Genomic DNA, 21,050 nt, shown 5'->3' on the forward strand with positions numbered 1-21,050 from the left:
CAACCGGAGCTGCGCCAAACCGCGTAGACAGGAAGGAAGTGGTTGTACCGACTTCCTTCCCTTCCTGGAGATCGCATCATGTCCAATGTACAAAATGCCAGCCGGTCTTCCGCGTTCGCGGCGGTGGAGGGCGACCATTGGGTCGAGTCCCTCGACGATGGCCGCCACGTGCTGATCCGTCCCCTGCGCGAGGAGGACCGGGAGCGCGAACGCCAGTTCATCAACCGGCTGTCCCCGGCAACCCGCCACTTCCGCTTCCTCGGCGAGATCAAGGAAGCCAGCCCGGCGCTGCTCGACCAACTGATGGACATCGACTACCAGCAGAGCATGGCCTTCGTTGCCCTGGTGCACGAGGACGGTGAGCTGCGCGAGGTCGGTATCAGCCGCTACGCCGCCTGTTGCGAGGAAGGGCAGTGCGAATGCGCGGTAACCATCGCCGACGACTACCAGGGGCTGGGCCTCGACGCCGTGCTGATGCGCCATCTGATCGACGTGGCGCGGCGCAACGGCTTCCGCCAGATGTATTCGGTGGACTCGGCGGCCAACCGGGCGATGCGCGACCTGTGTTGCGCACTGGGCTTCGTCGGCCAGCGCGACCCGGACGACTCGACCCAGGTCATCCACCGCCTGGCCCTGTAGCCCGCTCAGGCGCGCCGGCGGCGCAGGCCGAACCAGAGCAGGCCGCTGGCCAGGAGACCGGCGGCGAGTAGCAACGGGTAGAGCATGTCGTCGTCGAACAGCGGCTTTTCGATGCGCAGGTAGCCTTCGCCGTCGAACAGCCGCTTCGCCAGCGCGTTCGCCTGTTGCAGGCTGACCTTCGCCAGGCGGCGCTCCTCATTGGGGAAATGGCCGTCCTCGTAGTCGGCCAGCGAGCCCCAGTAATAGTCCGCCAGCGCCGCGTTGCCCTGAGTGCTCCAGGCCAGCCTGGCGCGCTCGGCGAATTGCACCCGCTTGAAACGCCCCGGGTCCAGGCCATGCTGGCGGATGCCGTCGAGCAACTCGCGCAGGGCGGCCTCGGTGGCGGGCAGGTCGCTGCGCTCGACATCCGCGTCGAGGCTGAAGAAGCCCTGGTTGGCGAACACCTGGCGATCGGTCGATGGCCCGTAGGTGAGTCCGCGACGCACACGCAGGTCGGCGTACAGCGCGTCGTTCATATAGGCCTGGAGCAGGACCATGGCGTCCGGGTCGGCGTCGTCCGGCTCCGGATAGATCCAGTGCAGCATCGCACCCTCGCCGAATGGCCGGGTGATCAGGGTGCGCCTGGCCTCGGCATGCCCGTTGGCCGCCGGCAGCTCGCGGCGCTCGGGGAGCTCGTGGTCTTCCAGGGTGCCGAAGGTCCGGGTCAGATAGGCCGGCAGGCGCGGATCGAGGTCACCGACCAGGATCAGGGTCATGTTGCCCGGTACGTACCAGTCGCTGCGCAGCCGCTCCAGCTGCTCCGCGCCAAGCGGCGCCAGCGGCGCGCGCTGGGAGCAGGCCAGGCCCAGTTCCACCGCCAGTTGGTCCATGGCGCCACGGCCCAGGTTCTCGCGGTCGAGCCAGCGCTGCAGGTGCGAGTAATGGCCGCCGCCTTCGCGCTCGATCACTCGCTTGGCGGCGGCGATGCGCGGCTCGTCCAGTTCGGTGCGGGTGATGGTGTCCAGCAGCAGGTCGAGGACCTGCCGCTGGGTGGCGGCAGGTGCCTCGATGACGAAGGTGGTGTCGCCTTCGCTGGTGTAGGCGTTCCATTGTCCGCCGAGGGCCTGCATGCGGGCTTCCAGGTCGGCCTCGTCGCCGCCGTCCAGGCCGCTGAAGAAAAGGTGCTCGAGCAGGTGCGGCAGCTGCTTTTCACGGCACGAGAAGTCGGCGAAACCGACCCCCACCACCAGCCGGATCGAGACGTGCCGGTGCTGCTCGGTGGGCTTGAGCAGCACGCCCATGCCGTTTTCCAGCTGGAAGGCTTCGACCTCGCTGCGCTGGTCGGCGTACGACCAGGGGCAGAGCAGGCAGAACAGCAGCAGGGTGGACAACGAACGCATGGGCCGAGCCTGGAACTGAAAATACCGAGAATAGCGGATGCTTCATGACGAACCTACCCGCAGAACGGCTAATGTCGCGAACGGCGCGTTTCCGCACGCTCCTCGACGAGCGCTGGCTCGGCCAGCGGCGCCGAGGTCATGTCGTCGACCTCGTCGGCCCAGTCGTCCTCGTCCCGGCGAACGCCCTCGTCGGCGGTTCTGCTCGGCGCGTCAGGGTTGTCCAGCACGGCGTAGGCGATGGCGCAGAACAGCGAGTTGAGACGCTTCATGTCGCTGATCAGGTCCAGGTGCAGCGAGCTGGTCTCGATGCTCTGCACCACCTGCTGGTGCAGGCGGTCGACATGGGCATGGGCGTAGCGCCGTTCCTGCAGGCGGAAGCGCTGTTTGGCCCGGCGCAGGCGCTTGGCGCTGTCGAGGTCGCCGTTGAGGAACACCGAAAGGCCCAGGCGCAGGTTGGAAACCAGTTGCTGGTACAGGGTGCCGATCTCTTCCAGGCCGGTGTCGGAGAACGAGCGGCTGCGCGAGGTCTTCTTGTCCTGCACGGCGGCGAGCATGTGCTCGATGATGTCGCCGGCCTGCTCCAGGTTGATCGCCAGCTCGATGATCTCCGCCCAGCGCCGGCTGTCGCGTTCGGACAGGTCCTCGCGCGGCATCCTTGCCAGATACAGCTTGATCGCGGTGTAGAGGGCGTCGACGTCGTCGTCGAGCTTGCGGATGTCCTTGCCCAACAGCGGATCGCCGCCGCGGATGATCTGCATCAGGTTGTTCAGCATCTGCTCGACGGTATCGCCCATGCGCAGGGTCTCGCGCACCGCGTTGGCCAGCGCCAGGCTCGGCGTGTCGAGGGCGGCGGGATCGAGATGGCGCGGCCGGGCGACGTCGTCGGGAAGGGCGCGGTCGGGCATCACCCGGGTGCAGAAGCTGGCCATGGCGTTGGTCAGCGGCAGGCAGGCGAGGCAGCGCGCGGCGTTGTAGAGCACGTGGAAGGCGATCACCAGTTCGGCTGTGCTGAACTGCCAGTGATCCATCCAGTCCGCCAGCGGCCCCACCAGGGGCAGCACCAGCAGGCAGCCGGCGACCTTGAACAACAGGCTGCCGAGGGCCACCCGGCGACCGGCGGCGTTTTGCGCGGTGGCGCTGAGCATGGCCAGGATGCCGCTGCCGAGGTTGGCGCCGACCACCAGGCACAGCGCGACTTTCAGCGAGATCACCTTGGACGCGGCGAGGGTCGCGGTAAGCAGCACGGCGGCCAGGCTGGAATAGGAAATCATGGCGAACAACGCGCCGGTCAGGGCGTCGAGCATGATGTCGCCGGTCAGGCTGGAGAACAGTACCTTGACGCCCTTGGCCTGGGTCATCGGCTCGGCGGCGGCGACGATCAGCTGGAGCGCCAGGATGATCAGGCCGAGGCCGATGAACACCCGGCCGAGCTGGCCGAGGCGGGTCTGCTTGCGGCTGAGGAAGAAGATCACGCCGAAGAAGACCAGCAGCGGCGACAGCCACGACAGGTCGAGGGTCAGCACCCGCGCCATCAGTGCGGTGCCGACGTCGGCGCCGAGCATGATCGCCAGTGCCGGCGCCAGTGCCATCAGGCCCTGGGCGACGAAGGAGGTGGCCAGCAGGGCGGTGGCGTTGCTGCTTTGCACCAGGGCGGTGACGCCGATGCCGGCGGCGAACGCCAGCGGGCGTTTTTCCACGCTGCGACTGAGGATGCGCCGCAGGTCGGCGCCGTAGACCCGGAGAATTCCGCTGCGGACGATATGCGTGCCCCACACCAGCAGGGCGACGGCAGAGAGCAGGTCGAGCAGTTTCAGCATGGCGTGGCCCCCCTGGCACTACGACGAATGGCCAACCTCGCGCCAGGTTCCGCGTGCGTTGCGCCGCAGAGCCCGGACAACGGCGCCAACGGCCACGATGGAAAGGCAGCGTTCAGGCGAGTTGTAACACGAACGTCATATTTGGACAGGCGCCCCCCGCGGGAGTTCGTCCCGGCAGCCCGAGCGGCAGGGCGCCTACCCTTCATTCAAGCGTGCGCGCCGCGAAACGGCGAGGATTTTTTCGCCTTCCGTTCGATGCATGCGTTTGCGCCACAGCCCATGGAATTAGCCGACAGGAAGGGTATCCTTTGCACCTTGTGAAAAGCCCCGGTCTAGAGGGATACAGAGGAGTGGTGCGGATGCGATTTGCGGGGATCAGTGGCTGCCTCTCGGCAGCGGTGTTGGCGCTCGGGGTAGGGGGAGCGCCGGTGGTTCAGGCCGATGCGCTGGGCGATAGCCTGGAGCAGGCGCACATCCGCAAGGCGACCTTCGCCGCGCCGGCCTGGGAAGGCTATACCAACGCCGACGGCAGCGGTCTGTACTGGGACCTGCTGAAGCAGGTCTATGCGCCCTACGGGCTCGACGTGAAATTCATCAACATGCCCTGGAACCGCGCCAACAAGCTGATGACCGCGGGCTCCATGGTCGATGGCGTGCCGGGCGAGATCCCCGGCGTTGAGGGCAAGCTGTACGCCCAGTTGCCGATCGACATCGAGTACCACGGCGTGATGCATGCGGCGAAGACGCCCTTTTCCGGCCGCGCCAGCCTCACCGGCAAGCGCGTCGGCTGGCGCCATAGCTACAACCTGATCCCCGCGGAGCAGCGCGACTTCACCCTGGTCGAGTGCGTCCGCCCCGAGCGTTGCACCGAGCAGGTCCAGAACGGCGAGCTGGATTTCTTCCTCGACGAGCCGGACGAACTGGAAAAGCAGCGCAGCGAAGCGCATCTGCCGGCCGATGCCTATCCGATCGCGCAACTGCCGCCTGGCAAGGAGTCCTTCATGACCTTCGCCGACAGCGCCAGCGGCCGGCTCCTGCGCGAGGTCTATGACGCGCGGGTACGGCAGATGGCGGCGTCCGGCGAGCTGCGGGCGCTCTACCAGCGCTGGAACAGCGAGGTGCCCGGCGCCGTGCAGGCCCTTTCGGCGCAGTGATGCGCCGCTCATTTCCACCGCGGAGCCTTTCCGGGGCTTGCGCGGCGGGAATGAAACGCCTAGGATTCGCCCTTCATTTCCCCCACTCACGCACCGCAAAGGAGGTTACATCGATGATTCAGTTCTCTACCCTTTGCAGGCTGCGCCTGGCCTAACGGCCACCGAAACCTACCGCTCGACCCCCTGCACCGCTGAACGATTCCCGCCCTTGCGTCCGCGCAAGCTTCCGGCGAGAGGTCATCGGCTGCCGCGGTCACCGCTCCCCAGGTTTTCACTTCTCCGTTAGACGCCCTTCGCCCTTCCGCGAGTGCCCGCTCGGCTTCGGTCTGCCCCCCGGATCTACCGTTTCAATCACATGGATTGGATTATGGGCAACTACATCAAGCCTTTGTCCGCGGGCGTCGCACTGATCGCCTCGGACAGCACCTGGATCGAAGGCAAGGCGATCCAGCAACTGCAAACCACCGCCGAGCTGGACGGCATGCGCCGCGTCGTCGGTCTCCCGGACTTGCATCCCGGTCGCGGCTATCCGGTCGGCGCGGCGTTCTTCTCCGTCGGCCGCTTCTACCCGGCGCTGGTCGGCAACGACATCGGCTGTGGCATGGCCCTGTGGGAAACCGGCCTGGCCCCCGGCAAGCTGTCGGCGGACAAACTGGAAAAGCGCCTGGGCAATCTCGACCTGCCGCTGGACGAGACCTGGAACGATTGCATCGAAGCCCTGGAGCTGCCGGCCCGCGAGCACTGGCGCGCGCTCGGCACGATCGGTGGCGGCAATCACTTCGCCGAACTACAGCAGGTCGAGACCGTGTTCGACCAGGCTGCCCTGCACGCCCTCGGCCTCGATGCCGATCGCCTGCAACTGCTGGTGCACAGCGGCTCGCGCGGGCTCGGCCAGGCGATCCTGCAAGAGCATGTCAGCCTGCACGGCCACGCCGGCCTGCTCGACGGCAGCCTGGAAGCTTCCGCCTACCTGGCGCGCCACGCCGATGCGTTGCGCTTCGCCGAGGGTAACCGCCAGCTCATCGCCCGGCGCATTCTCGAACGCTTGCGCTGCGACGGCCTGGAACTGCTCGACGTCAACCACAACCTGGTGGCGCCGGCACAGGTCGATGGCGTCGACGGCTGGCTGCACCGCAAGGGCGCCACCCCGGCCGACCAGGGCGTGCTGGTGATCCCCGGCTCGCGCGGCGACTACAGCTACCTGGTGGAGCCTGTGCCGAGCGCGCAGAGCCTGTTCTCCCTGGCCCACGGCGCCGGTCGCAAATGGCAGCGCGGCGAGTGTCGGGAACGCCTGGCGGCGCGCTTCAGCGTCGACCAGCTGGGCCGCACGCGCCTTGGTAGCCGGGTGATCTGCGGCGACCGCCAGCTGATCTACGAGGAAGCGCCGGAAGCCTACAAGGGTATCGACTCGGTGGTCGGTGCGCTGCTCGAAGCCGGCCTGCTGCGCCTGGTCGCCCGCCTGAAGCCGGTGCTGACCTACAAGACCCGTGGGGAGTGCTGCCGATGATCCTGCTGCAACTCTCCGCGGCCCAGGGGCCGGCGGAATGCTGCCTGGCGGTGGCGAAGGCGTTCGAGCGGCTGTGCCTCGAGGCGGCGCAAGCCGGCGTCGAGGTCGAGGTAATCGAGGAGGTGGCCGGCGAGCGTCCGCGCACCTGGCGTTCGCTGCTCCTGGGGCTGCGCGGCACTGCCGCCGAAGCGCTCGCCGAGCGCTGGTGCGGCGGTATCCAGTGGATCTGCCCCAGCCCCTACCGGGCAAGGCATGCGCGCAAGAACTGGTTCATCGGCGCGGAGCGCTTCGCCGCGCCGCCGGCCAGTCTGGAGGGCGAGATCCGTTTCGAGACCCTGCGCTCTTCCGGCCCCGGCGGCCAGCATGTCAACACCACCGACTCGGCGGTGCGCGCCACCCACCTGGCCAGCGGCATCAGCGTCAGGGTGCAGAGCCAGCGTAGCCAGCACGCCAACAAACGCCTGGCGATCCTGCTGATCGCCCGGCGCCTCGCGGATCAGGCGAGCAGCGCGGCCGACGCGCTGCGCGCGGAGCGCCGCCAGGCCCACGGCCGGATCAGTCGCGGCGCGGCTCGCCGGGTATTCCGCGGCGAGCGTTTCGAGCCGGCCTGAGCGGCTCAGTCGCCGAGCACTTCCTTGCGCAGCTTCACCGGCTCTTCGCCCCGTTTGCGCGCGGCGGCGCCGCGCATGCGGATGTTCAGCGCCTCCACGGCCAGGGAGAAGGCCATGGCGAAGTAGACGTAGCCCTTCGGCACATGGACTTCGAAGGCTTCGGCGATCAGCACCGTGCCGACCACGATGAGGAACGACAGGGCGAGCATCTTCAGCGACGGGTGCTTGTCGATGAAGTCGCTGATGGCGCCGGCGCAGAGCATCATCACCAGTACCGCGACGATGATCGCCGCGACCATCACCGGCACGTGGGAGACCATGCCGACGGCGGTGATCACCGAGTCCAGGGAAAAGACGATGTCGATGATCGCGATCTGGATGATGGTGCCAATGAAGCCGCCCGCCGAACCCTTCGGTTCCTCGCCGCTTTCTTCCTCGCCTTCCAGGCCCTGGTAGATCTCCGAGCTGCTTTTCCAGAGCAGGAACAGGCCGCCGAAGAACAGGATCAGGTCGCGTCCGGAGATGCCTTGGCCGAACAGGTAGAAGAGGTCGGCGGTCAGGCGCATGACCCAGGTGATCGACAGCAACAGCAGGATCCGCGTCACCATCGCCAGGGCCAGGCCGAAGAAGCGGGTGCGTGGCTGCAGGTGCTTCGGCATGCGCCCGACCAGGATCGAGATCATGATGATGTTGTCGATGCCGAGGACGATCTCCAGGGCGGTCAGGGTGAAGAACGCAATCCAGATTTCCGGGCTGGTCAGCCATTCCATGAAGCGGTCACTCGTCTCGGTCAGTTACTGAACAGGGGGAACAGGCCCAGCAGCAGGGCCATGGCGAGGATTGCCAGGCACACCAGCACGGCCCATTTCAGGGTGAAGCGCTGGTGGTCGCCGAAGTCGATCTTGGCCAGCCCCACCAGCAGGTAGGTGGAGGGCACCAGCGGGCTGAGCAGGTGCACCGGCTGGCCGACGATCGAGGCGCGGGCCATTTCCACCGGGGTGATGCCGTATTCGGCGGCGGCCTGGGTGAGGATCGGCAGGACGCCGTAGTAGAAGGCGTCGTTGGACATGAAGAAGGTGAACGGCATGCTCACCAGCGCGGTGATGGTCGCCAGGTATGGGCCCAGCGCCGGCGGGATCACCGCCAGCAGGCTCTTGGACATGGCGTCGACCATCCCGGTGCCGGAGAGGATGCCGGTGAACACCCCGGCGGCGAAGATCAGCGAGACCACCGCGAGAATGTTCTCGGCGTGCGCGCCGATGCGCTTCTTCTGCTCCTGGATGCACGGGTAGTTGACGATCATGGCGATGCCGAAGGCGATCATGAACAGCACCGGCATCGGCAGCAGGCCGGCGATCAGGGTCGCCATCAGGACCACGGTGAGAATGGCGTTGAACCACAGCAGCTTGGGCCGGCGCGCCTCCGGATACTGCGACACGCTGATCTCCGCCAGGTCCTCGTGGTCGGTGGGCAGGTGCAGCTCGCCGAGGCGGGCGCGCTCGCGCTTGCCGTAGATCCAGGCGATGGCGAAGATCGCCAGCAGCCCGGCGATCATCGCCGGGATCATCGGCACGAAGATATCCGCGGGGTCGACGTGCAGGGCACTCGCCGCGCGGGCGGTGGGGCCACCCCAGGGGGTCATGTTGAGCACGCCGCTGGAGAGCATGATCAGGCAGGCCATCACCAGCGGGCTCATGCCCAGGCGGCTGTACAACGGCAGCACGGCGGCCACGCAGATCATGTAGGTGGTCGAGCCGTCGCCGTCGAGGGAGACGATCATCGCCAGCGCCGCGGTGCCCAGCGAGACCTTCAGCGGGTCGCCCTTGACCAGCCGGAGGATCTTGCGCACCGCCGGGTCGAACAGCCCGGAGTCGATCATGATGGCGAAGTAAAGGATCGCGAACATCAGCATCACGCCGGTCGGCGCCAGGGTGCGGATGCCGTCGAGCATCATCGGGCCGAGGCCGGCGGCGAAACCGCCGATCAGGGCGAAGGCGATCGGGACCAGGATCAGCGCGATCAGCGCGGACAGGCGCTTGGTCATGATCAGGAACATGAAGGTCGCCACCATGGCGAAGGCGAGCAGGGTCAGCATGGGTTCACTCCGGGGAAGACGGCGGACGGGCGTGCGGCGTGCGGTCAGCAGGCGGCGGGCGGGAGGCGTCGCGCGGACGGAGTGCGGCTGTAGGCGTGTGCGGAACGGGGCATGGCAATCACCATTGTTGTTTTTGTACGGGTAAGCGGGCGTCTCATGGACGCGCCGTCGTGACCGGTCTTCTGCCGGTGGTGGGCGGATGCTACGGCGGGAAGCTTTCAGGCAGCTTTCGCTGGATAACGGCGGGAAACGTGCGGGTAATTTCGGATATGTGGTCGATCAGGGCTGCCGCGTGAGGAGCGCCGCGGCCAGTTGCAGGTCGCTGTACCCGGCGTATTCCGGGGCCTGGCGCAGGACCTGCAAGGCCGCCTGGAGGTACGCGCCACGGATCGCACCGTCGCTGGCGACGAAGCTGGCGGCGTCGTCCCGCGCCTGGACGAGCTTGTCGCCCTCATCAGCGCTGGACTCCTGTGCGCTGATGGTGCTGCCGATGAACGGGCCGACGGTGGTGACGGCCGCCCAGAAGAAGGTGGCGGCGCCGGGTTCGTCGTCGAATTCGGGAAACACCTTGATGAAACCGAAGGCCGGTTGGCAGAGCAGGCAGAGCGCCGTGAGGGCGGCGGCCACGCGTCCTGTCGTCATGGGCTTCCTTGCAGCACGAGGAGTACGCCGACCAGAGTGGCGCCGGAAAGCAGCGTTTGCAAGGTGATGATGCCCGCCATCAGGTGGCCGTCGCCGCCCAGTTGGCGGGTCAGCACATAGGCGGTGGGCGCCGTCGGCAGGGCGAAGAACAGCACCAGCACGGCGCTTTCCATGCTCGGCAGGCCCAGCCCGCGAGCGATGGCGAAGGCCAGCAGGGGCATCGCCAGCAGCCGCGCCGCGCAGTTCCAGCCAAGGGCCGCGACTTCGCCGCCGAGTTCCTGGGGTTTCAGCGCCGCGCCGACGCACAGCAGGCCCAGCGGCAGGCTGGCCACCGCCAGCAGGTTGAGCAGGCGATCGCTGCCGCCGGGCAGGCCGACGCCGGCCAGGTTGACCAGTGCGCCGGCGAGGCAGGCGAGGATCAGCGGGTTCTTCAGGATCGGCAGCAGCAGCGCGCGCAGGCTGATGCCGCGCTCGGCGGTCAGCGCCCAGACCGACATCACGTTCACCGTCGGCACCATCAGCGCCAGCATCAGCGCGGCCAGGGTCAGCCCCGGCTTGCCGTACAGGCTGCCGACCGCGGCCAGGCCGAGATAGGTGTTGAAGCGCAATACGCCCTGGGCGATGGCGCCGAAGCGCCCGGCGTCCCAGCCGCGCCAGCGCTTGCAGAGCAGCAGGGCGAGCCAGGCGACGCCGAGCCCGAGCAGTACGGCCAGGGCCTGGCGGGCCAGGCCGGGGTCGTCCAGCGGCGCGGTCGCCAGGTTGCTGAACAGCAGCGCGGGAAACAGGATGAAGTAGTTCAGGCGTTCGGCGGCAGGCCAGAAGGCTTCGCCGGGAAAGTCCCAGCGGCGCAGGGCGTAACCGCCGACGATGAGGGCGAACAGCGGCCAGAGGGAGTAGAGCAGAGCGGTCACGGGCACCCCCGGATAGTGGAATCCGCTCATCTTGCGAGGTGGCTGCGGCACAGGGCAAGTCCGGCTTATGCTGGCACTCCCGCGAGGAGGATTCGCCATGCCCGAGACCCATACCGGCGGTTGCCATTGCGGCTATCTGCGCTACGCCGTCGCCGCGCCGCTGGACGATGTCGCTCACTGCCACTGCTCGATCTGCCGGCGCACCACCGGCGGCATCGTCACCACCTGGGCCACGGTGCCGCGCGCGGCGTTCCGCTGGCTGGCGGGCGAAGCGGCGGAATATGCCTCGTCGGCCAGCTGCACGCGCTACTTCTGCCCGCGTTGCGGGGCCAACCTGGCGTTGTTCACCCGGCTCAGCGCCGATACCCTGGACTTCACCGTGGCCAGCCTCGACCATCCCGAGCGCGCGCCCGCCAACCGGCATATCTGGGTCGGCAGCCGCCTGCCATGGCTACACCTCGACCCGCAGTTGCCCGAAGAGGACGAGGAGTTCATCGCCGGAGCGGACGCCCCGTGAGCGAAGACCGGAGCTGGCACCTGTAGGGTGAATAACGCAGAGCGTTATCCGCCGTCTGCGAGGCGCTGGAAGAGCGCCCGGGACCATGCGTCCTGCAGGCGCCTCCCTCAGGGCAGCATCAGCCCGCCGGCCGCCTTGTGCAGCTCGCGCAGGTGCGCGCCGACCTCCTTGATGTTGGCCTCGTTGGCTTCCAGCTCGGCGCGGCGCTCGGGATCGAGCAGGGCGCGGACCTCGCGGTCGAGGTCGTCGCTGAGCCGGCGCAGGCGCGCCTGGCGTTCGCGGGTCTGCTCTTCCAGGTGCTTCCACTCGGCGGCCTGCGGCAGGCCGTAGCCGCCCTCCAGGAGTTCCGCCGGACGACTGAGGAAGCCGCTGTCGTCGAGGATCTGCTGGAAGGTCTTGCCGGCCACTTCCAGGCGCTGGTCGCCGGCCGGCTTGTCCAGGTGGCCGAGGTACAGGCGCTTCAACTCGTCCTGGGCGAGCAGCAGCTGGCGCCGCAGCGAGGCCTGCTCGAGCAGCAGCAGCGCGGCGCTGGCGCGCAGGTCGGCCTTGGCGAACCAGGGCTGGCGCTCCCTGGCCGGCAGCGCCAGCCAGTCCTCGACCTTGTCCTGGGGGATGTGCAGGCGCTGCTTGAGCACGTCGAACATCGCCTGGTAGCGGTCGCGGAAGGAGTCGAAGCGGTAGCCCAGGCGCAGGGCTTCCTTGGGATCGTCGAGCACACTGGGATCGGCCAGCTTGCGGTTCTCCAGCATCTCGAGCACGCCGTAGGGGGTGATGCTGTCCAGGCTTTGCAGCGGTCGCCGGGGGATGCCGCTGCGCAGCAGCTTGAGGGTTTCCACCGCGCAATTGTTGGAGATGAAGTAGTACTGACCGTCGTAGCTCCAGTGACTCTGCGCGGCGCGCTCGACCAGGCTGGCGACCTCCTCGCGGTCCAGCTTCAGCGGCACCGAGGCGAGGCTGCGCAGCTCGACCTTGGTGTATTCCTCGATCACCTGCGACAGCGGCAGGACGAACAGGCGCGACGGATAGGCGCCGGTCAGGCCGTCCCAGCTGGACAATTGCAGGTCGCCGACGAAGGCGCGGTAGGACAGCACCAGATGCTGGTCGAGGTCCAGCCGGCAGTCCGGCCCGCGCGGCCGGCCGGGGGCGCAGATCACCAGGCGGAGCATGGTGTGGCCCCAGCGGCTGACCAGGTTGTCGTTGGCCTCGGCCAGCAGGTAGTCGACCTCGTAGACCCGCTCGGGGTCGAGCTGGCCCAGCGGCTGCTGGCCGAAGTCGCGGCCGGCGTTGAGGTAGGCGAAGCTCTGCGCACAGGCACTGTGTTCCGGCGCCCAGCCGAAGCGTTGCTGGTAGTAGCGGTAGAGCGCCGGGCGGCGGCAGGCGTAGCTGGGATCGAGGAGGAAGTACTCCATGTTCACCGCGACGAACTCGCGCGGATTGCTCAGCTCGTAGACGTCCGGGCTGCGCAGTACGAAGCCATTGTGCGCCTCGCGCCGCCCGCGCTGGCCGGCGCGCTGCGGCCAGCCGGCGAGATCGAGCAGGCGCGGGTCGTCGGAGAGCGTGAAGCGGCGACCGCTCTGCCCGCGGCAATCGGTGGGCTGGGCGATCCGGCCGAGGGTTTCTTCCTGGCGCGTGCAGCGGCGGATCTCGCGTTTTTCCTCCGCCGACCACAGGCGCGCGCGATCGTAGACGTGGGTCAGCTCGTGCAGCAGGGTCGCCAGCAGCTCGCGCCGCTCGGTGCCGTGCACGCGCCCGGTCTGGCGGCTGGCGGCGCTGCCGTCGGTGAGATCGGCCAGGTACTTGCGGTTCAGCGCGATGCGCTGCGGGCCACGGGCCTGGCCCATGCCGTTGGCGGGCAGGTCGTCGCGCCACTCGACCTCGATCTCGCGGTCCAGGCGTTCGCGGAAGGCCGGCGGCAGCTTGTCCGCGGCTTCGTCCAAGAGTTGCTGGCTGGCCTCGCGCTGCGCAGGGTCCAGCCCAGGCGCGTCGAGTTTCAGGCGCAGGGCCGCCGTCGCGTTGCCGGCTCCGCAGAGGGCCAGCGCCAGCAGCCAGGCGCAGGCCTTCCTCACAGGGCGAGAATGGCTTCGGCAAGTACCTGGTCGGAGGCTTCGCGGGCTTCCGGCAGACGGCTGCGCAGGGTCCGCATCGCGGCTTCCAGCTGGGCGCCGCGAATGGCGCCGTCGCTGGCGACGAAACTGGCGGCGTCGTCGCGCGCCTCGGTGACCACTTTCATGTCGCGCACGGAAGTGGTGGTGTCGGAAGTGAAGTCGATGCTGCGGTCGAGGGCGCGGACGATGATATTGCTGGTCGCGACCACCGAGCGTGCTTCCGCGGCCGTGGCGCAGAGCGCCAGCAGCAGGGCGGCGAACAGGGGGCTATGACGCATGGAGCTACGGCGCATGGAGGTTCTCCGGAACGGTGGTGATCGCCTATTGGGCAAGAATTGCTTCGGCCAGTTCCTGATCGCTGGCCGCCAGCTCGGGGTGCGCGACACGCAGCCAGCGCAATGCCGCTTCCAGGCGCGCACCGCGGATGCTGCCATCGCTGGCGACGAAACTGGCCGCATCGCCCCGGGCATCGCGTAACAATTTGTTCTCGAACGGCGTGCTGGTCAGCTTGCTGGTGACGTAAAGAGACTTCGCGGTGAACGCCGTCGTGGTATCGAAGGCGTGCGCAGCGGGCGCCAGCAGGCAACAGAAGAACAACGAGAACCGGTAACGCATGGGGTTGAGCGGAATAGGACTGGAACAGCCGCCAAGGCTAACGGAATGTGCGGCGCGGAGCCAGTGTGGCCGGTCGGCCGGGTCATCGCCGCAGCCGGGCGGCTGCGGCGGCGGGGCGGGCGACTCAGATGGTCAGGATCGCCTGGGCCAGTTGCATGTCGTTGGCGGCCAGGCTCGGCAGCTTGCCACGGATGTGGCGCAGTGCGGCTTCCAGGTGCGAGCCGCGGATGTCGCCCTGGCTGGCGACGAAGCTGGCGGCGTCGTCGCGCGCTTCGAGGACGATCTTGTCGTCGCGGAAGGAATTGGTGATGTCCGAAGTGGCATTGGAGGTCATGCCGGTAGCGCGGACCAGGGTATCCGTGGTGACCACGAAGCTGCTGGCGAACGCGCTGGAGGCGCAGGCGAGCAGGGCAGCGGCACCGATCAGGCGCAGACGTTTCATGTGAGTTGCTCCGAACGAAGTCAGCGTAGACGGCCGCATCCGCGCGGCCGTGTCAACGCTGAGACTAACCAACTGTGCGCCACGTCACCAGCGGCTCAGCGCCAGAAAGGTTTCGAAATCTCTACGTAGCGTTCGCTCGGGCTGATCGCCAGGTCGGCGAGGTCGTGTTCGGACATTTGCGCAAGATGCTTGCGCGATCGAGCATTTTGTCGCCAGGAATTCAATTTTTCCAGCAGGGCGGCGAGATGTGGATGGGCGGCCGGGAGACCGCTGGAACTCCCGGCGTGCGGGTGCGGGGATGTCCTCATCGTGCGTTCCTTCCCATCCCGGGGATGGGGGCGGGGTGTGGAACCTCATGATGCGCCGGGACCGCTGGCTTGCTCAGGGGCAACCACGCGGGAGTTGGACGGAACAGTTCGGTGGCCCCGGCAACTGTTCTGCCCGGCTGTAGCGGAACTGTTCCGGTGGCTCTACGCCTGGGCGGGCTTGCGCGCGATGATCACCTGGCTCTTGGCGACCACGGCGTCCAGGGCCTGCTTGATGGCCGGGCCGCGCGGCGAGTCGAGCAGCGCCTGCCAGGTCCTGGCCCAGTGTTCGAGGAGGGGATGGTCGGGATTGCCGAAATCGACCTTGGCCTCCCAGAACAGCAGCATCCACAGCGACCAGTAGAAGCCGTAGCGGCTGTGGCTGAGGATTTCCAGCCCGGCTTCGCGCACCAGTGCGGCGAACTGCTCCTCGCCGAGCACGCGGATGTGGTTGGGCTTGCGGAAGTATTCGTCGGCGGCGAAGTCCTTCTGCAGGTCTTCCGACGTGGGATGCGGCACGCTGAGCAGATAGAGTGCGCCGGGCTGGCCGACCCGCACCAGCTCGGCGAGGAACTGCCGCGGATCGTCGACGTGCTCGATGACCTCGGTGGAGACCACCCGGGTGGCCGTGGCGTCAGCCAGGGGCAACGGGTCGCAGTCGCTGACCAGGCATTCCAGTTCGCGGGCCGGGGTATCGGCCAGGCGCTCGCGGGTCCTGGCGATCTTTTCCGCGTCGATGTCGGCGATGATGATGCGAGCGCCGCGCATGGCGCAGAAATGAACGTTGCCGCCGTCGCCGCACCCCACGTCGAGCACGGTGTCCTCGGCGGAAATCGGAAAGCCGCTGAACAGCTCGTCGGTCTCCTGGTTGAACCAGCCGCTGAGCACCGCGTCGCGCAACCCGAGCATGTACGGGTCGACCGGCGCGGGGGCGGGTGGCACGGCGACGGGCTCGGTGGCGGGGCTGGGCGGCGAGACGATCTTCTTGAGGAAGTTCAGCATGAGGTGGCTCCGGAAGTGGTGGCGACGCGGCGGGCGGCGCTCAGGCGCTTGACCAGGCGGGAGCCCAGGTCGCGGCAGGGGCTCTCGACGAAGCGGTAGTTGAGCTCGCTGAGTACGACGATCAGGACCAGGCTGGTGCCGAGCAGCGACAGGGGCCGCTCGCCGGCGTCCCAGCCCAGGCGGAAGCAGAGTTCGCGACTGAGATAGAACGCCGGGATGTGGATCAGGTAGATCGCATAGGAGCGCGCGCCGACCCAGACCAGCAAGCGCTTCAGCGGCCCGTTGGAGAGCAGGTAGTCGCGGTCGTAGGAGGCTATCCACACCAGCAGTCCGCACAATAGCGCGATGGCGCCGATCCGCACGGCGACCAGGCTGTACGCTTCGCTGGCCAGCACGCCCAGGGCCGCGGCCACGGCGACCAGCAGCAACGGCCCGCTCCAGGCGCGGCCCAGCAGGGTGGGGTTCCAGCGGGCATAGCCAGGCTGCAGGGAGGCGAGGGCGAGCAGTACGCCGATGGCCAGGGCGTCGGTGCGCAACACCATCAGCAGCGGCGTGCGCAGGCTGAAGAACTGGACCAGCACCAGCGCCAGCAGGGCCCAGCCCAGGTAGCGACGCAGGCAGAGGACCAGCAGCGGCAGCAGGAGGTAGAACTGTTCCTCCAGGGAAAGGCTCCAGTAGACGAAGCTGGCACCGTATTCGTAGCGGTAGAAACTGTCGGCGAAGCGGAAGTTGGCGACCTGGAGGAAACCGGCGAGGCTCGCCGCGAGGTTGGCCGACAGGCTGCCGAAGGCTCCGGAGCGGTTCAGCAGCAGGCAACAGGCCAGGATCAGCGCCAGCCACAGCCAGGCCGAGGGCAACAGGCGGAAGGCGCGGCGGATCCAGAAGTACCGCGCCTGTTCCCAGAATGCCTGGCGTGTGGGCGCCTCGCGCAGTTGCGGGATGAGGGTGCGGGCGATGACGAAGCCGGAGATGGCGAAGAACAGGTCCACGCCCCACCAGAACTGGACGCGCTGGTTGATGCCGTCCAGCAGTGCCGGGGAGCCGCTGAACAGGTTGCCGTGCAGATGGTGGAATACCACGCCGAGTACGGCCAGCCCGCGCAACAGTTCGATGTCGAGGATGCGTTTGCCGCTCATGTCCGCGACGGTCCGGGGTCGAGCGGCTTGCGCGCGATGATCACCTGGCTCTTGGGCATGAAATGGTCGAGCAGGTGCTTGATCTCCAGGCCGTCGGGACGGGCCAGGAGGTTTTCCCAGAGCCGTGCCCAGTCTTCCATCAGCGCCGGGTAGGGCGGCTGGATACGGTCGCGGACGGCGCCGCCGAGCTCACGGCCGGCGGCCCGTTCGCTGGCCCAGAAGAAGATCATGCCCATCACCCAGAAGAAGCCGCTGGCCTGGCGGTGCTCGATGACCAGCCCGGCGTCCTGCACCAGGCGCGCGAAGTCGTCGCGGGAGAAGATGTGGATGTGGTTGGGCGCCCGGAAGTAGTCGGCCGGGGCGATGCCCTGCTGCAGGTGTTCGCCGACCGGGTCCGGCACGCTCAGCAGGTACTGCGCGCCAGGGCGCCCGAGACGCACGAGTTCGGCCATCACCCGCGCTGGGTTGGCCACGTGTTCGAGCACTTCCATGCACACCAGCTTGTCGGCGCAGGCGTCGCGCAGCGGCAGCGGGTCGCTGTCGCTGACCAGGCCGGTGAAGGGCCGCCGGGCCACCGCCTCGACCTGCTGCGCCAGGCTCCGCACCTTGTCCTCCTCGCTGTCGGTGAAGATCACCGAAGCGCCCTGGCGGGCGGCGAAGAGGGTGGCGACGCCTTCGCCGCAGCCGAGATCGAGCAGGGTGTCCTGGGCGCCGATGGCGAAGCCGGCGAGCAGTTCGCCGGTTTCGCTGCGGAACCAGCCATCCAGCACCGCATCGCGCAGACCGCACATGCGTGGCGACACCGGTTCGCTCGCCGCAGCGGGACGGGAACGCCAGCGTTGGAGCAGGGCGCGGATCATGCCGGGATGCTTTGCAAGGCGGCGGGGTCGCCTTGTGCCGCTTCGTCGAGGAAGCGACGCACGCGCTCCACGGCCAGCTTGCGGCTGCAGAAGCGTTCGAGGCTGGCGCTGGCATGCGCGGACATGCGTGCGTAGCGCTCCGGTTCCTGGCGAGCGACCTCGAAACTGGCCCGGTAGGCCCGGCACAGCGACTCCCAGTCGGTGATGTAGCGCAGCGTGCGGTAGGCCGCACGCGGGTCGTGGGGCCAGGCGGTGGCTTCTTCCGAGGAGTCGACGATGAAGGCGTTGTCGGCGTCGATGTAGTCGATCATCGCGGTATTGCGCGGAGCCACGGCCGGCTTGCCGCTGGACATGAATTCCATCAGCGGCAGGCATTGGCCTTCGCCGTAGGAGGTGTTCACCACGTAGCTGGTGGCCTCGACCAGCCGCTCGTAGTCCGGGTCGGCGAGGTAGCCGTGGATCAGCACGATGCGGCAGCGGTAGGACTGGTTCTTGTACAGGTGGTGAAGCATGTCGGCCAGCGCTTCGCCGACGTTGTGGTGGGTCAGTTTCAGCACCAGGGTGGCGTCGGGCTCGTCGCGGAAGGTGGCGCAGAACGCGCTGATCATGTCCTGCCAGTTCTTGCGCCCGTCGTAGGGGTTGAACACCGAGGTGTAGATGACCCCGTCGAGGCTCAGCTCGACCTGTTTCGCCGCGCGGTCCGGCAGGGCCAGGACCTCCGCCGAGGGCTCGGGGTCGGCATGGACGGCCAGGTCCAGCTGGCGGCTGTCCACCAGCAGGCCGTCCAGGCGCAGGCGCACATCCCGGGCTTCGGGACGGCCCGCCTGCTGCGAGGCGCGGTTGGCGAAGCGATCCCAGACCGGCGCCGGCACGCTCAGTACCGGGTAGTCGCGACCCATGGCGGCGCGCACCACGTCGACCGTGAAGCTGGAATGGGTGATGGCCCGTCCGCTGTGGCGCAGCACGTGTCGCCAGTCGTGGCGCGGTTCGCCGTGCCAGGTTTCGCTGGGCAGGGTGCTGAACTCCCAGGCGAACACCGGGATGGTCGGGCAGGCATGGTGGATCGGCGTGCGATGGGGCGGCGAGAAGGAGAGGAAGACGCAGGGTTCGCCGCGCTTGCGGCAGTCGTGGTAGAGGCGGTCCACCAGTTCGTCGGGATCGCTGACTTCGACCACCTGGCCGATCTCTTCCAGCAGCGGACGGAATTCCTTGAGGACGAAGTAATAGCTGTACTCCGGGCGCCCGAGGTTCTGCCGGATGGTGGTCTTGTTGGTCTCGGAGTGGATGATGATCAGCATGGAACGTTGCCTGTGGCGGTGGCCGCCAGTTCGACGCCGGGCGCAGGGGTTGCCTTGCGGGCGGAAAGGAAGGGTTCCAGGCGCTGGCGGACCACGTCGCCGGCGCAGTAGCCGCGCATGCGTTGGTTGGCCGCGGCGGACAGCTGCCGATAGCGCTCCGGCTGTTCCCGGGCCACCCGGTAGCTCTCCAGGTAGGCCTCCTTCAGGGACTCCCAGCTCGGCCGGTAGCGCCGGGTGCTGTACAACCGGCGCGAATCCTGCGGCCAGGCCGCGGGCTCCTGGCTGGAGCGGACCACGAAGCCCACCTGGGCGTCCATGTAGTCGGCCATCGCCGAATGGTCCGGAGCGATCGCCGGGGTGCCGCAGGACATGAATTCCATCAGCGGCAGGCACAGGCCCTCGCAGCGCGAGGTGTTCACGTAGTAGCTGGCGGCTCCGTACAGGCGGGCGTACTCCGCGGCGTCGAGATAGCCGTGCAGGGCGATGACCCGGCAGGCGAACGGCGACAGTTGGGAAAGCAGGGTGAGCAGTTCGACGTGGTAGGTCGTCAGGTCGCTCTGGGTCATCTTCAGCACCAGCGTGGCATCGCTGGTGTCGCGGAATGCCCAGCAGAAGGCGGTGATCAGGTGATGCCAGTTCTTGCGCCCGTCCAGCGGATTGAACACCGAGACGTAGACCACCCCGTCCACGACGACCTGCTGGTGCTGGTCGACGTCCGGCAGCAGCGCCGGCGGATGCTCGGGCTCGGCGGGCGGCATCGGCTCGGTGGCCTGGGGCAATGGCTCCGGCAGCGTTTCCAGCGCCGTTGGCGGGGGCGGCAGCGGCCGGCGCAGGTGACGGAACAGCCAGCGGCGTACCGGTATGGGTACCAGGTCGCTGACGGCTTCCCGGTACCACAGCAGCAGGTAGTGCTTGCTGATGACCAGTCGGCGCCTCCAGTCGAGAGGAACCGGCTCTGGCTCTGGTTCTGGCTCAGGGACCGGTTCGGGCTCGGGCTCGGCGGGCGTCTCGGGGAGGACCTCGAGGATCTCATCCTCGGTCTCTTCCCTGATCGGTGCGATGAGGCCGTCGGCGGAAAGGCCCAGCAGGCGGCTGTCGATGACGCAGCCCTTGAGTTGCAGGGTCTCGCCGGACTTGACCGGATTCCGTTCGCCTTGCTGGCGGATCGCGGCGAACTCCTCCCAGATCGGCGTCGGCAGCGCCAGCACCGGAAAATCTTCGCCCAGCACCCGGCGAACCGCGTGGGCAGTCTGCTCGGAGAGGGTGATGGCTGCGCCATGGCCGGCCAGGACCTGGCTCCAGTCCTGCGCCGGATCGCCGTCCCACGCCACGTCGGGAATCGACTCGAACTCCCAGGCGACCACGCACAGCATCGGGCATTGCAGGCCCCGCGCCGCCTTGTGCGGCGGGGTGAAGGAGAGGAACAGGCAGTCTTCGCCCTGTTCATGCAGTTGCCGATAGAGCGGGTCGACTTCGTCCGTGCTCTGTACCAGGTGGACCTGTCCCAGCGATTCGAGGATTGGCCGGTAGGCCTTGAGGACGAAGTAGTAGCTGTATTCGGGGCGACCGAGGTTGTGGCCGATCGAGCGCTCGTTGATATCCGAGTAAAGGATGAAATTCATGGCATCTCGTGATGAAACTGCCCGTTCGACAGCTTGGTGGTGATGAGCGAGGCCAGGCGCTGCTTCGTTGTCCGGAAGCCTTCCCGGCGGACTGGTCGACCCATCGTGTTCTTGTTCTGTTATCGCAGCCGCGACCTGTTCGATCAACAGAACAGGAGGCAGTCAAGCACGAAATCGAGAGGCATTCTAAACATACCTTTCGCAAAAACGTGAAGGCTGACGGAGAAAACGTCATGCCGTTCGAGTGAGAACCTACCGGTCACGAATAAGCGGTTGAAATTGGCGCATTCTTGGCACAGATTGGAGCGCGATAATCAGAACAACACGCTATCCGGCATGACCTCTGGAACGTCGTATTCCTAGGAAGAGCGTCGCCGAGCGTAGCATCAGATA

Annotated in this window: 22 protein-coding genes; 6 read left to right on the top strand and 16 right to left on the bottom strand. The window is 67.6% G+C overall.

What is annotated here, in order from left to right:
• The first annotated feature begins 78 nt into the window (after positions 1 to 78).
• Complete coding sequence (locus tag AC4OR5_RS01835; RefSeq protein WP_003096934.1) at positions 79 to 639, top strand: GNAT family N-acetyltransferase; 561 nt, start codon at positions 79 to 81, stop codon at positions 637 to 639.
• Positions 640 to 644: 5 nt separating this feature from the next.
• Here AC4OR5_RS01835 and AC4OR5_RS01840 read toward each other — a convergent pair whose 3' ends face one another.
• Positions 645 to 2,018 carry a M16 family metallopeptidase gene (locus tag AC4OR5_RS01840; RefSeq protein ID WP_003096933.1) on the bottom strand — a complete coding sequence of 458 codons (1,374 nt, stop codon included), beginning with the start codon at positions 2,016 to 2,018 and terminating at the stop codon, positions 645 to 647.
• A gap of 68 nt (positions 2,019 to 2,086) precedes the next feature.
• Positions 2,087 to 3,835, bottom strand: coding sequence for a Na/Pi cotransporter family protein (locus tag AC4OR5_RS01845; protein WP_058155790.1), 1,749 nt, complete (start codon positions 3,833 to 3,835; stop codon positions 2,087 to 2,089).
• Between the two features lie 353 nt (positions 3,836 to 4,188).
• On the opposite strand from AC4OR5_RS01845, the gene AC4OR5_RS01850 reads away from it, so the two are divergent.
• The 3 genes from AC4OR5_RS01850 to prfH all read left to right on the top strand — a co-directional run bounded on the left by AC4OR5_RS01850 (position 4,189) and on the right by prfH (position 7,107).
• Positions 4,189 to 4,989, top strand: coding sequence for a substrate-binding periplasmic protein (locus tag AC4OR5_RS01850; protein ID WP_073646277.1), 801 nt, complete (start codon positions 4,189 to 4,191; stop codon positions 4,987 to 4,989).
• A 367-nt stretch (positions 4,990 to 5,356) separates the two neighbouring features.
• Positions 5,357 to 6,496 carry an RNA ligase RtcB family protein gene (locus tag AC4OR5_RS01855; RefSeq protein ID WP_003142126.1) on the top strand — a complete coding sequence of 380 codons (1,140 nt, stop codon included), beginning with the start codon at positions 5,357 to 5,359 and terminating at the stop codon, positions 6,494 to 6,496.
• Entirely contained in the window at positions 6,493 to 7,107 is a 615-nt protein-coding gene (gene prfH, locus AC4OR5_RS01860; protein ID WP_003158566.1) for a peptide chain release factor H, read from the top strand. Before AC4OR5_RS01855 ends, prfH begins: the two co-directional genes overlap by 4 nt.
• A 5-nt stretch (positions 7,108 to 7,112) precedes the next feature.
• On the opposite strand, the gene AC4OR5_RS01865 is transcribed toward prfH, so the two are convergent.
• The 4 genes from AC4OR5_RS01865 to AC4OR5_RS01880 form a co-directional block, all read right to left on the bottom strand.
• On the bottom strand, positions 7,113 to 7,877 hold the full coding sequence (locus tag AC4OR5_RS01865) for a TerC family protein (RefSeq protein WP_019484459.1): 765 nt from the start codon (positions 7,875 to 7,877) through the stop codon (positions 7,113 to 7,115).
• 20 nt (positions 7,878 to 7,897) lie between these two features.
• Positions 7,898 to 9,202: a CitMHS family transporter gene (locus AC4OR5_RS01870; protein WP_003096918.1), complete on the bottom strand. Its 1,305-nt coding sequence runs from the start codon at positions 9,200 to 9,202 to the stop codon at positions 7,898 to 7,900.
• A gap of 279 nt (positions 9,203 to 9,481) precedes the next feature.
• The gene (locus AC4OR5_RS01875) at positions 9,482 to 9,844 is read right to left on the bottom strand and encodes a DUF2388 domain-containing protein (RefSeq protein WP_058155792.1); all 363 of its coding nucleotides are present in this window, start codon (positions 9,842 to 9,844) and stop codon (positions 9,482 to 9,484) included.
• Entirely contained in the window at positions 9,841 to 10,785 is a 945-nt protein-coding gene (locus AC4OR5_RS01880) for an AEC family transporter (protein ID WP_003096914.1), read from the bottom strand. Before AC4OR5_RS01880 ends, AC4OR5_RS01875 begins: the two co-directional genes overlap by 4 nt.
• Positions 10,786 to 10,852: 67 nt before the next feature.
• Here AC4OR5_RS01880 and AC4OR5_RS01885 point away from each other — a divergent pair, with 67 nt between their 5' ends.
• Complete coding sequence (locus AC4OR5_RS01885) at positions 10,853 to 11,272, top strand: GFA family protein (RefSeq protein ID WP_003110364.1); 420 nt, start codon at positions 10,853 to 10,855, stop codon at positions 11,270 to 11,272.
• A 107-nt stretch (positions 11,273 to 11,379) separates the two neighbouring features.
• On the opposite strand, the gene AC4OR5_RS01890 is transcribed toward AC4OR5_RS01885, so the two are convergent.
• The 10 genes from AC4OR5_RS01890 to AC4OR5_RS01935 all read right to left on the bottom strand — a co-directional run bounded on the left by AC4OR5_RS01890 (position 11,380) and on the right by AC4OR5_RS01935 (position 20,657).
• Positions 11,380 to 13,338, bottom strand: a complete 1,959-nt coding sequence (locus AC4OR5_RS01890) for a DUF7844 domain-containing protein (protein ID WP_003110363.1) — start codon at positions 13,336 to 13,338, stop codon at positions 11,380 to 11,382.
• On the bottom strand, positions 13,335 to 13,655 hold the full coding sequence (locus AC4OR5_RS01895) for a DUF2388 domain-containing protein (RefSeq protein WP_003114112.1): 321 nt from the start codon (positions 13,653 to 13,655) through the stop codon (positions 13,335 to 13,337). The genes AC4OR5_RS01890 and AC4OR5_RS01895 overlap by 4 nt, the downstream gene beginning before the upstream one ends.
• Positions 13,656 to 13,698: 43 nt before the next feature.
• Positions 13,699 to 13,992, bottom strand: coding sequence for a DUF2388 domain-containing protein (locus AC4OR5_RS01900; protein WP_003110362.1), 294 nt, complete (start codon positions 13,990 to 13,992; stop codon positions 13,699 to 13,701).
• A 124-nt stretch (positions 13,993 to 14,116) separates the two neighbouring features.
• Positions 14,117 to 14,434: a DUF2388 domain-containing protein gene (locus AC4OR5_RS01905; RefSeq protein WP_003096907.1), complete on the bottom strand. Its 318-nt coding sequence runs from the start codon at positions 14,432 to 14,434 to the stop codon at positions 14,117 to 14,119.
• A 95-nt stretch (positions 14,435 to 14,529) separates the two neighbouring features.
• Positions 14,530 to 14,742 carry a DUF1127 domain-containing protein gene (locus AC4OR5_RS01910; RefSeq protein WP_003096905.1) on the bottom strand — a complete coding sequence of 71 codons (213 nt, stop codon included), beginning with the start codon at positions 14,740 to 14,742 and terminating at the stop codon, positions 14,530 to 14,532.
• 162 nt (positions 14,743 to 14,904) lie between these two features.
• Positions 14,905 to 15,741 carry a class I SAM-dependent methyltransferase gene (locus tag AC4OR5_RS01915; RefSeq protein WP_023436440.1) on the bottom strand — a complete coding sequence of 279 codons (837 nt, stop codon included), beginning with the start codon at positions 15,739 to 15,741 and terminating at the stop codon, positions 14,905 to 14,907.
• Positions 15,735 to 16,877, bottom strand: a complete 1,143-nt coding sequence (locus tag AC4OR5_RS01920) for an acyltransferase family protein (protein WP_023100277.1) — start codon at positions 16,875 to 16,877, stop codon at positions 15,735 to 15,737. Before AC4OR5_RS01920 ends, AC4OR5_RS01915 begins: the two co-directional genes overlap by 7 nt.
• On the bottom strand, positions 16,874 to 17,737 hold the full coding sequence (locus AC4OR5_RS01925; RefSeq protein WP_003110359.1) for a class I SAM-dependent methyltransferase: 864 nt from the start codon (positions 17,735 to 17,737) through the stop codon (positions 16,874 to 16,876). Before AC4OR5_RS01925 ends, AC4OR5_RS01920 begins: the two co-directional genes overlap by 4 nt.
• Positions 17,734 to 19,035: a glycosyltransferase gene (locus AC4OR5_RS01930; protein WP_058159820.1), complete on the bottom strand. Its 1,302-nt coding sequence runs from the start codon at positions 19,033 to 19,035 to the stop codon at positions 17,734 to 17,736. Before AC4OR5_RS01930 ends, AC4OR5_RS01925 begins: the two co-directional genes overlap by 4 nt.
• Positions 19,029 to 20,657 (bottom strand): glycosyltransferase, encoded by a 1,629-nt coding sequence (locus AC4OR5_RS01935; RefSeq protein WP_023436439.1) that lies wholly within the window; start codon positions 20,655 to 20,657, stop codon positions 19,029 to 19,031. The genes AC4OR5_RS01930 and AC4OR5_RS01935 overlap by 7 nt, the downstream gene beginning before the upstream one ends.
• An 11-nt stretch (positions 20,658 to 20,668) precedes the next feature.
• Between AC4OR5_RS01935 and AC4OR5_RS01940 the strand changes: the two genes are divergently transcribed.
• On the top strand, positions 20,669 to 20,905 hold the full coding sequence (locus tag AC4OR5_RS01940) for a hypothetical protein (RefSeq protein ID WP_003096896.1): 237 nt from the start codon (positions 20,669 to 20,671) through the stop codon (positions 20,903 to 20,905).
• The last annotated feature ends 145 nt before the right edge of the window (positions 20,906 to 21,050 follow it).

This window comes from Pseudomonas sp. YA1 (assembly GCF_058680555.1).

What these genes read in the sequence shown, in the direction of transcription:
- AC4OR5_RS01885 (WP_003110364.1), top strand. Translation starts at nt 10,853, where the DNA reads ATGCCCGAGACCCATACCGGCGGTTGCCATTGCGGCTATCTGCGCTAC.
- AC4OR5_RS01905 (WP_003096907.1), bottom strand. Translation starts at nt 14,434, where the DNA reads ATGAAACGTCTGCGCCTGATCGGTGCCGCTGCCCTGCTCGCCTGCGCC.
- AC4OR5_RS01865 (WP_019484459.1), bottom strand. Translation starts at nt 7,877, where the DNA reads ATGGAATGGCTGACCAGCCCGGAAATCTGGATTGCGTTCTTCACCCTG.
- AC4OR5_RS01940 (WP_003096896.1), top strand. Translation starts at nt 20,669, where the DNA reads ATGAAACTGCCCGTTCGACAGCTTGGTGGTGATGAGCGAGGCCAGGCG.
- AC4OR5_RS01845 (WP_058155790.1), bottom strand. Translation starts at nt 3,835, where the DNA reads ATGCTGAAACTGCTCGACCTGCTCTCTGCCGTCGCCCTGCTGGTGTGG.
- AC4OR5_RS01900 (WP_003110362.1), bottom strand. Translation starts at nt 13,992, where the DNA reads ATGCGTTACCGGTTCTCGTTGTTCTTCTGTTGCCTGCTGGCGCCCGCT.
- AC4OR5_RS01870 (WP_003096918.1), bottom strand. Translation starts at nt 9,202, where the DNA reads ATGCTGACCCTGCTCGCCTTCGCCATGGTGGCGACCTTCATGTTCCTG.
- AC4OR5_RS01840 (WP_003096933.1), bottom strand. Translation starts at nt 2,018, where the DNA reads ATGCGTTCGTTGTCCACCCTGCTGCTGTTCTGCCTGCTCTGCCCCTGG.
- AC4OR5_RS01875 (WP_058155792.1), bottom strand. Translation starts at nt 9,844, where the DNA reads ATGACGACAGGACGCGTGGCCGCCGCCCTCACGGCGCTCTGCCTGCTC.
- AC4OR5_RS01880 (WP_003096914.1), bottom strand. Translation starts at nt 10,785, where the DNA reads ATGAGCGGATTCCACTATCCGGGGGTGCCCGTGACCGCTCTGCTCTAC.
- AC4OR5_RS01935 (WP_023436439.1), bottom strand. Translation starts at nt 20,657, where the DNA reads ATGAATTTCATCCTTTACTCGGATATCAACGAGCGCTCGATCGGCCAC.
- prfH (WP_003158566.1), top strand. Translation starts at nt 6,493, where the DNA reads ATGATCCTGCTGCAACTCTCCGCGGCCCAGGGGCCGGCGGAATGCTGC.
- AC4OR5_RS01910 (WP_003096905.1), bottom strand. Translation starts at nt 14,742, where the DNA reads ATGAGGACATCCCCGCACCCGCACGCCGGGAGTTCCAGCGGTCTCCCG.
- AC4OR5_RS01930 (WP_058159820.1), bottom strand. Translation starts at nt 19,035, where the DNA reads ATGCTGATCATCATCCACTCCGAGACCAACAAGACCACCATCCGGCAG.
- AC4OR5_RS01925 (WP_003110359.1), bottom strand. Translation starts at nt 17,737, where the DNA reads ATGATCCGCGCCCTGCTCCAACGCTGGCGTTCCCGTCCCGCTGCGGCG.
- AC4OR5_RS01920 (WP_023100277.1), bottom strand. Translation starts at nt 16,877, where the DNA reads ATGAGCGGCAAACGCATCCTCGACATCGAACTGTTGCGCGGGCTGGCC.
- AC4OR5_RS01915 (WP_023436440.1), bottom strand. Translation starts at nt 15,741, where the DNA reads ATGCTGAACTTCCTCAAGAAGATCGTCTCGCCGCCCAGCCCCGCCACC.
- AC4OR5_RS01835 (WP_003096934.1), top strand. Translation starts at nt 79, where the DNA reads ATGTCCAATGTACAAAATGCCAGCCGGTCTTCCGCGTTCGCGGCGGTG.
- AC4OR5_RS01895 (WP_003114112.1), bottom strand. Translation starts at nt 13,655, where the DNA reads ATGCGTCATAGCCCCCTGTTCGCCGCCCTGCTGCTGGCGCTCTGCGCC.
- AC4OR5_RS01855 (WP_003142126.1), top strand. Translation starts at nt 5,357, where the DNA reads ATGGGCAACTACATCAAGCCTTTGTCCGCGGGCGTCGCACTGATCGCC.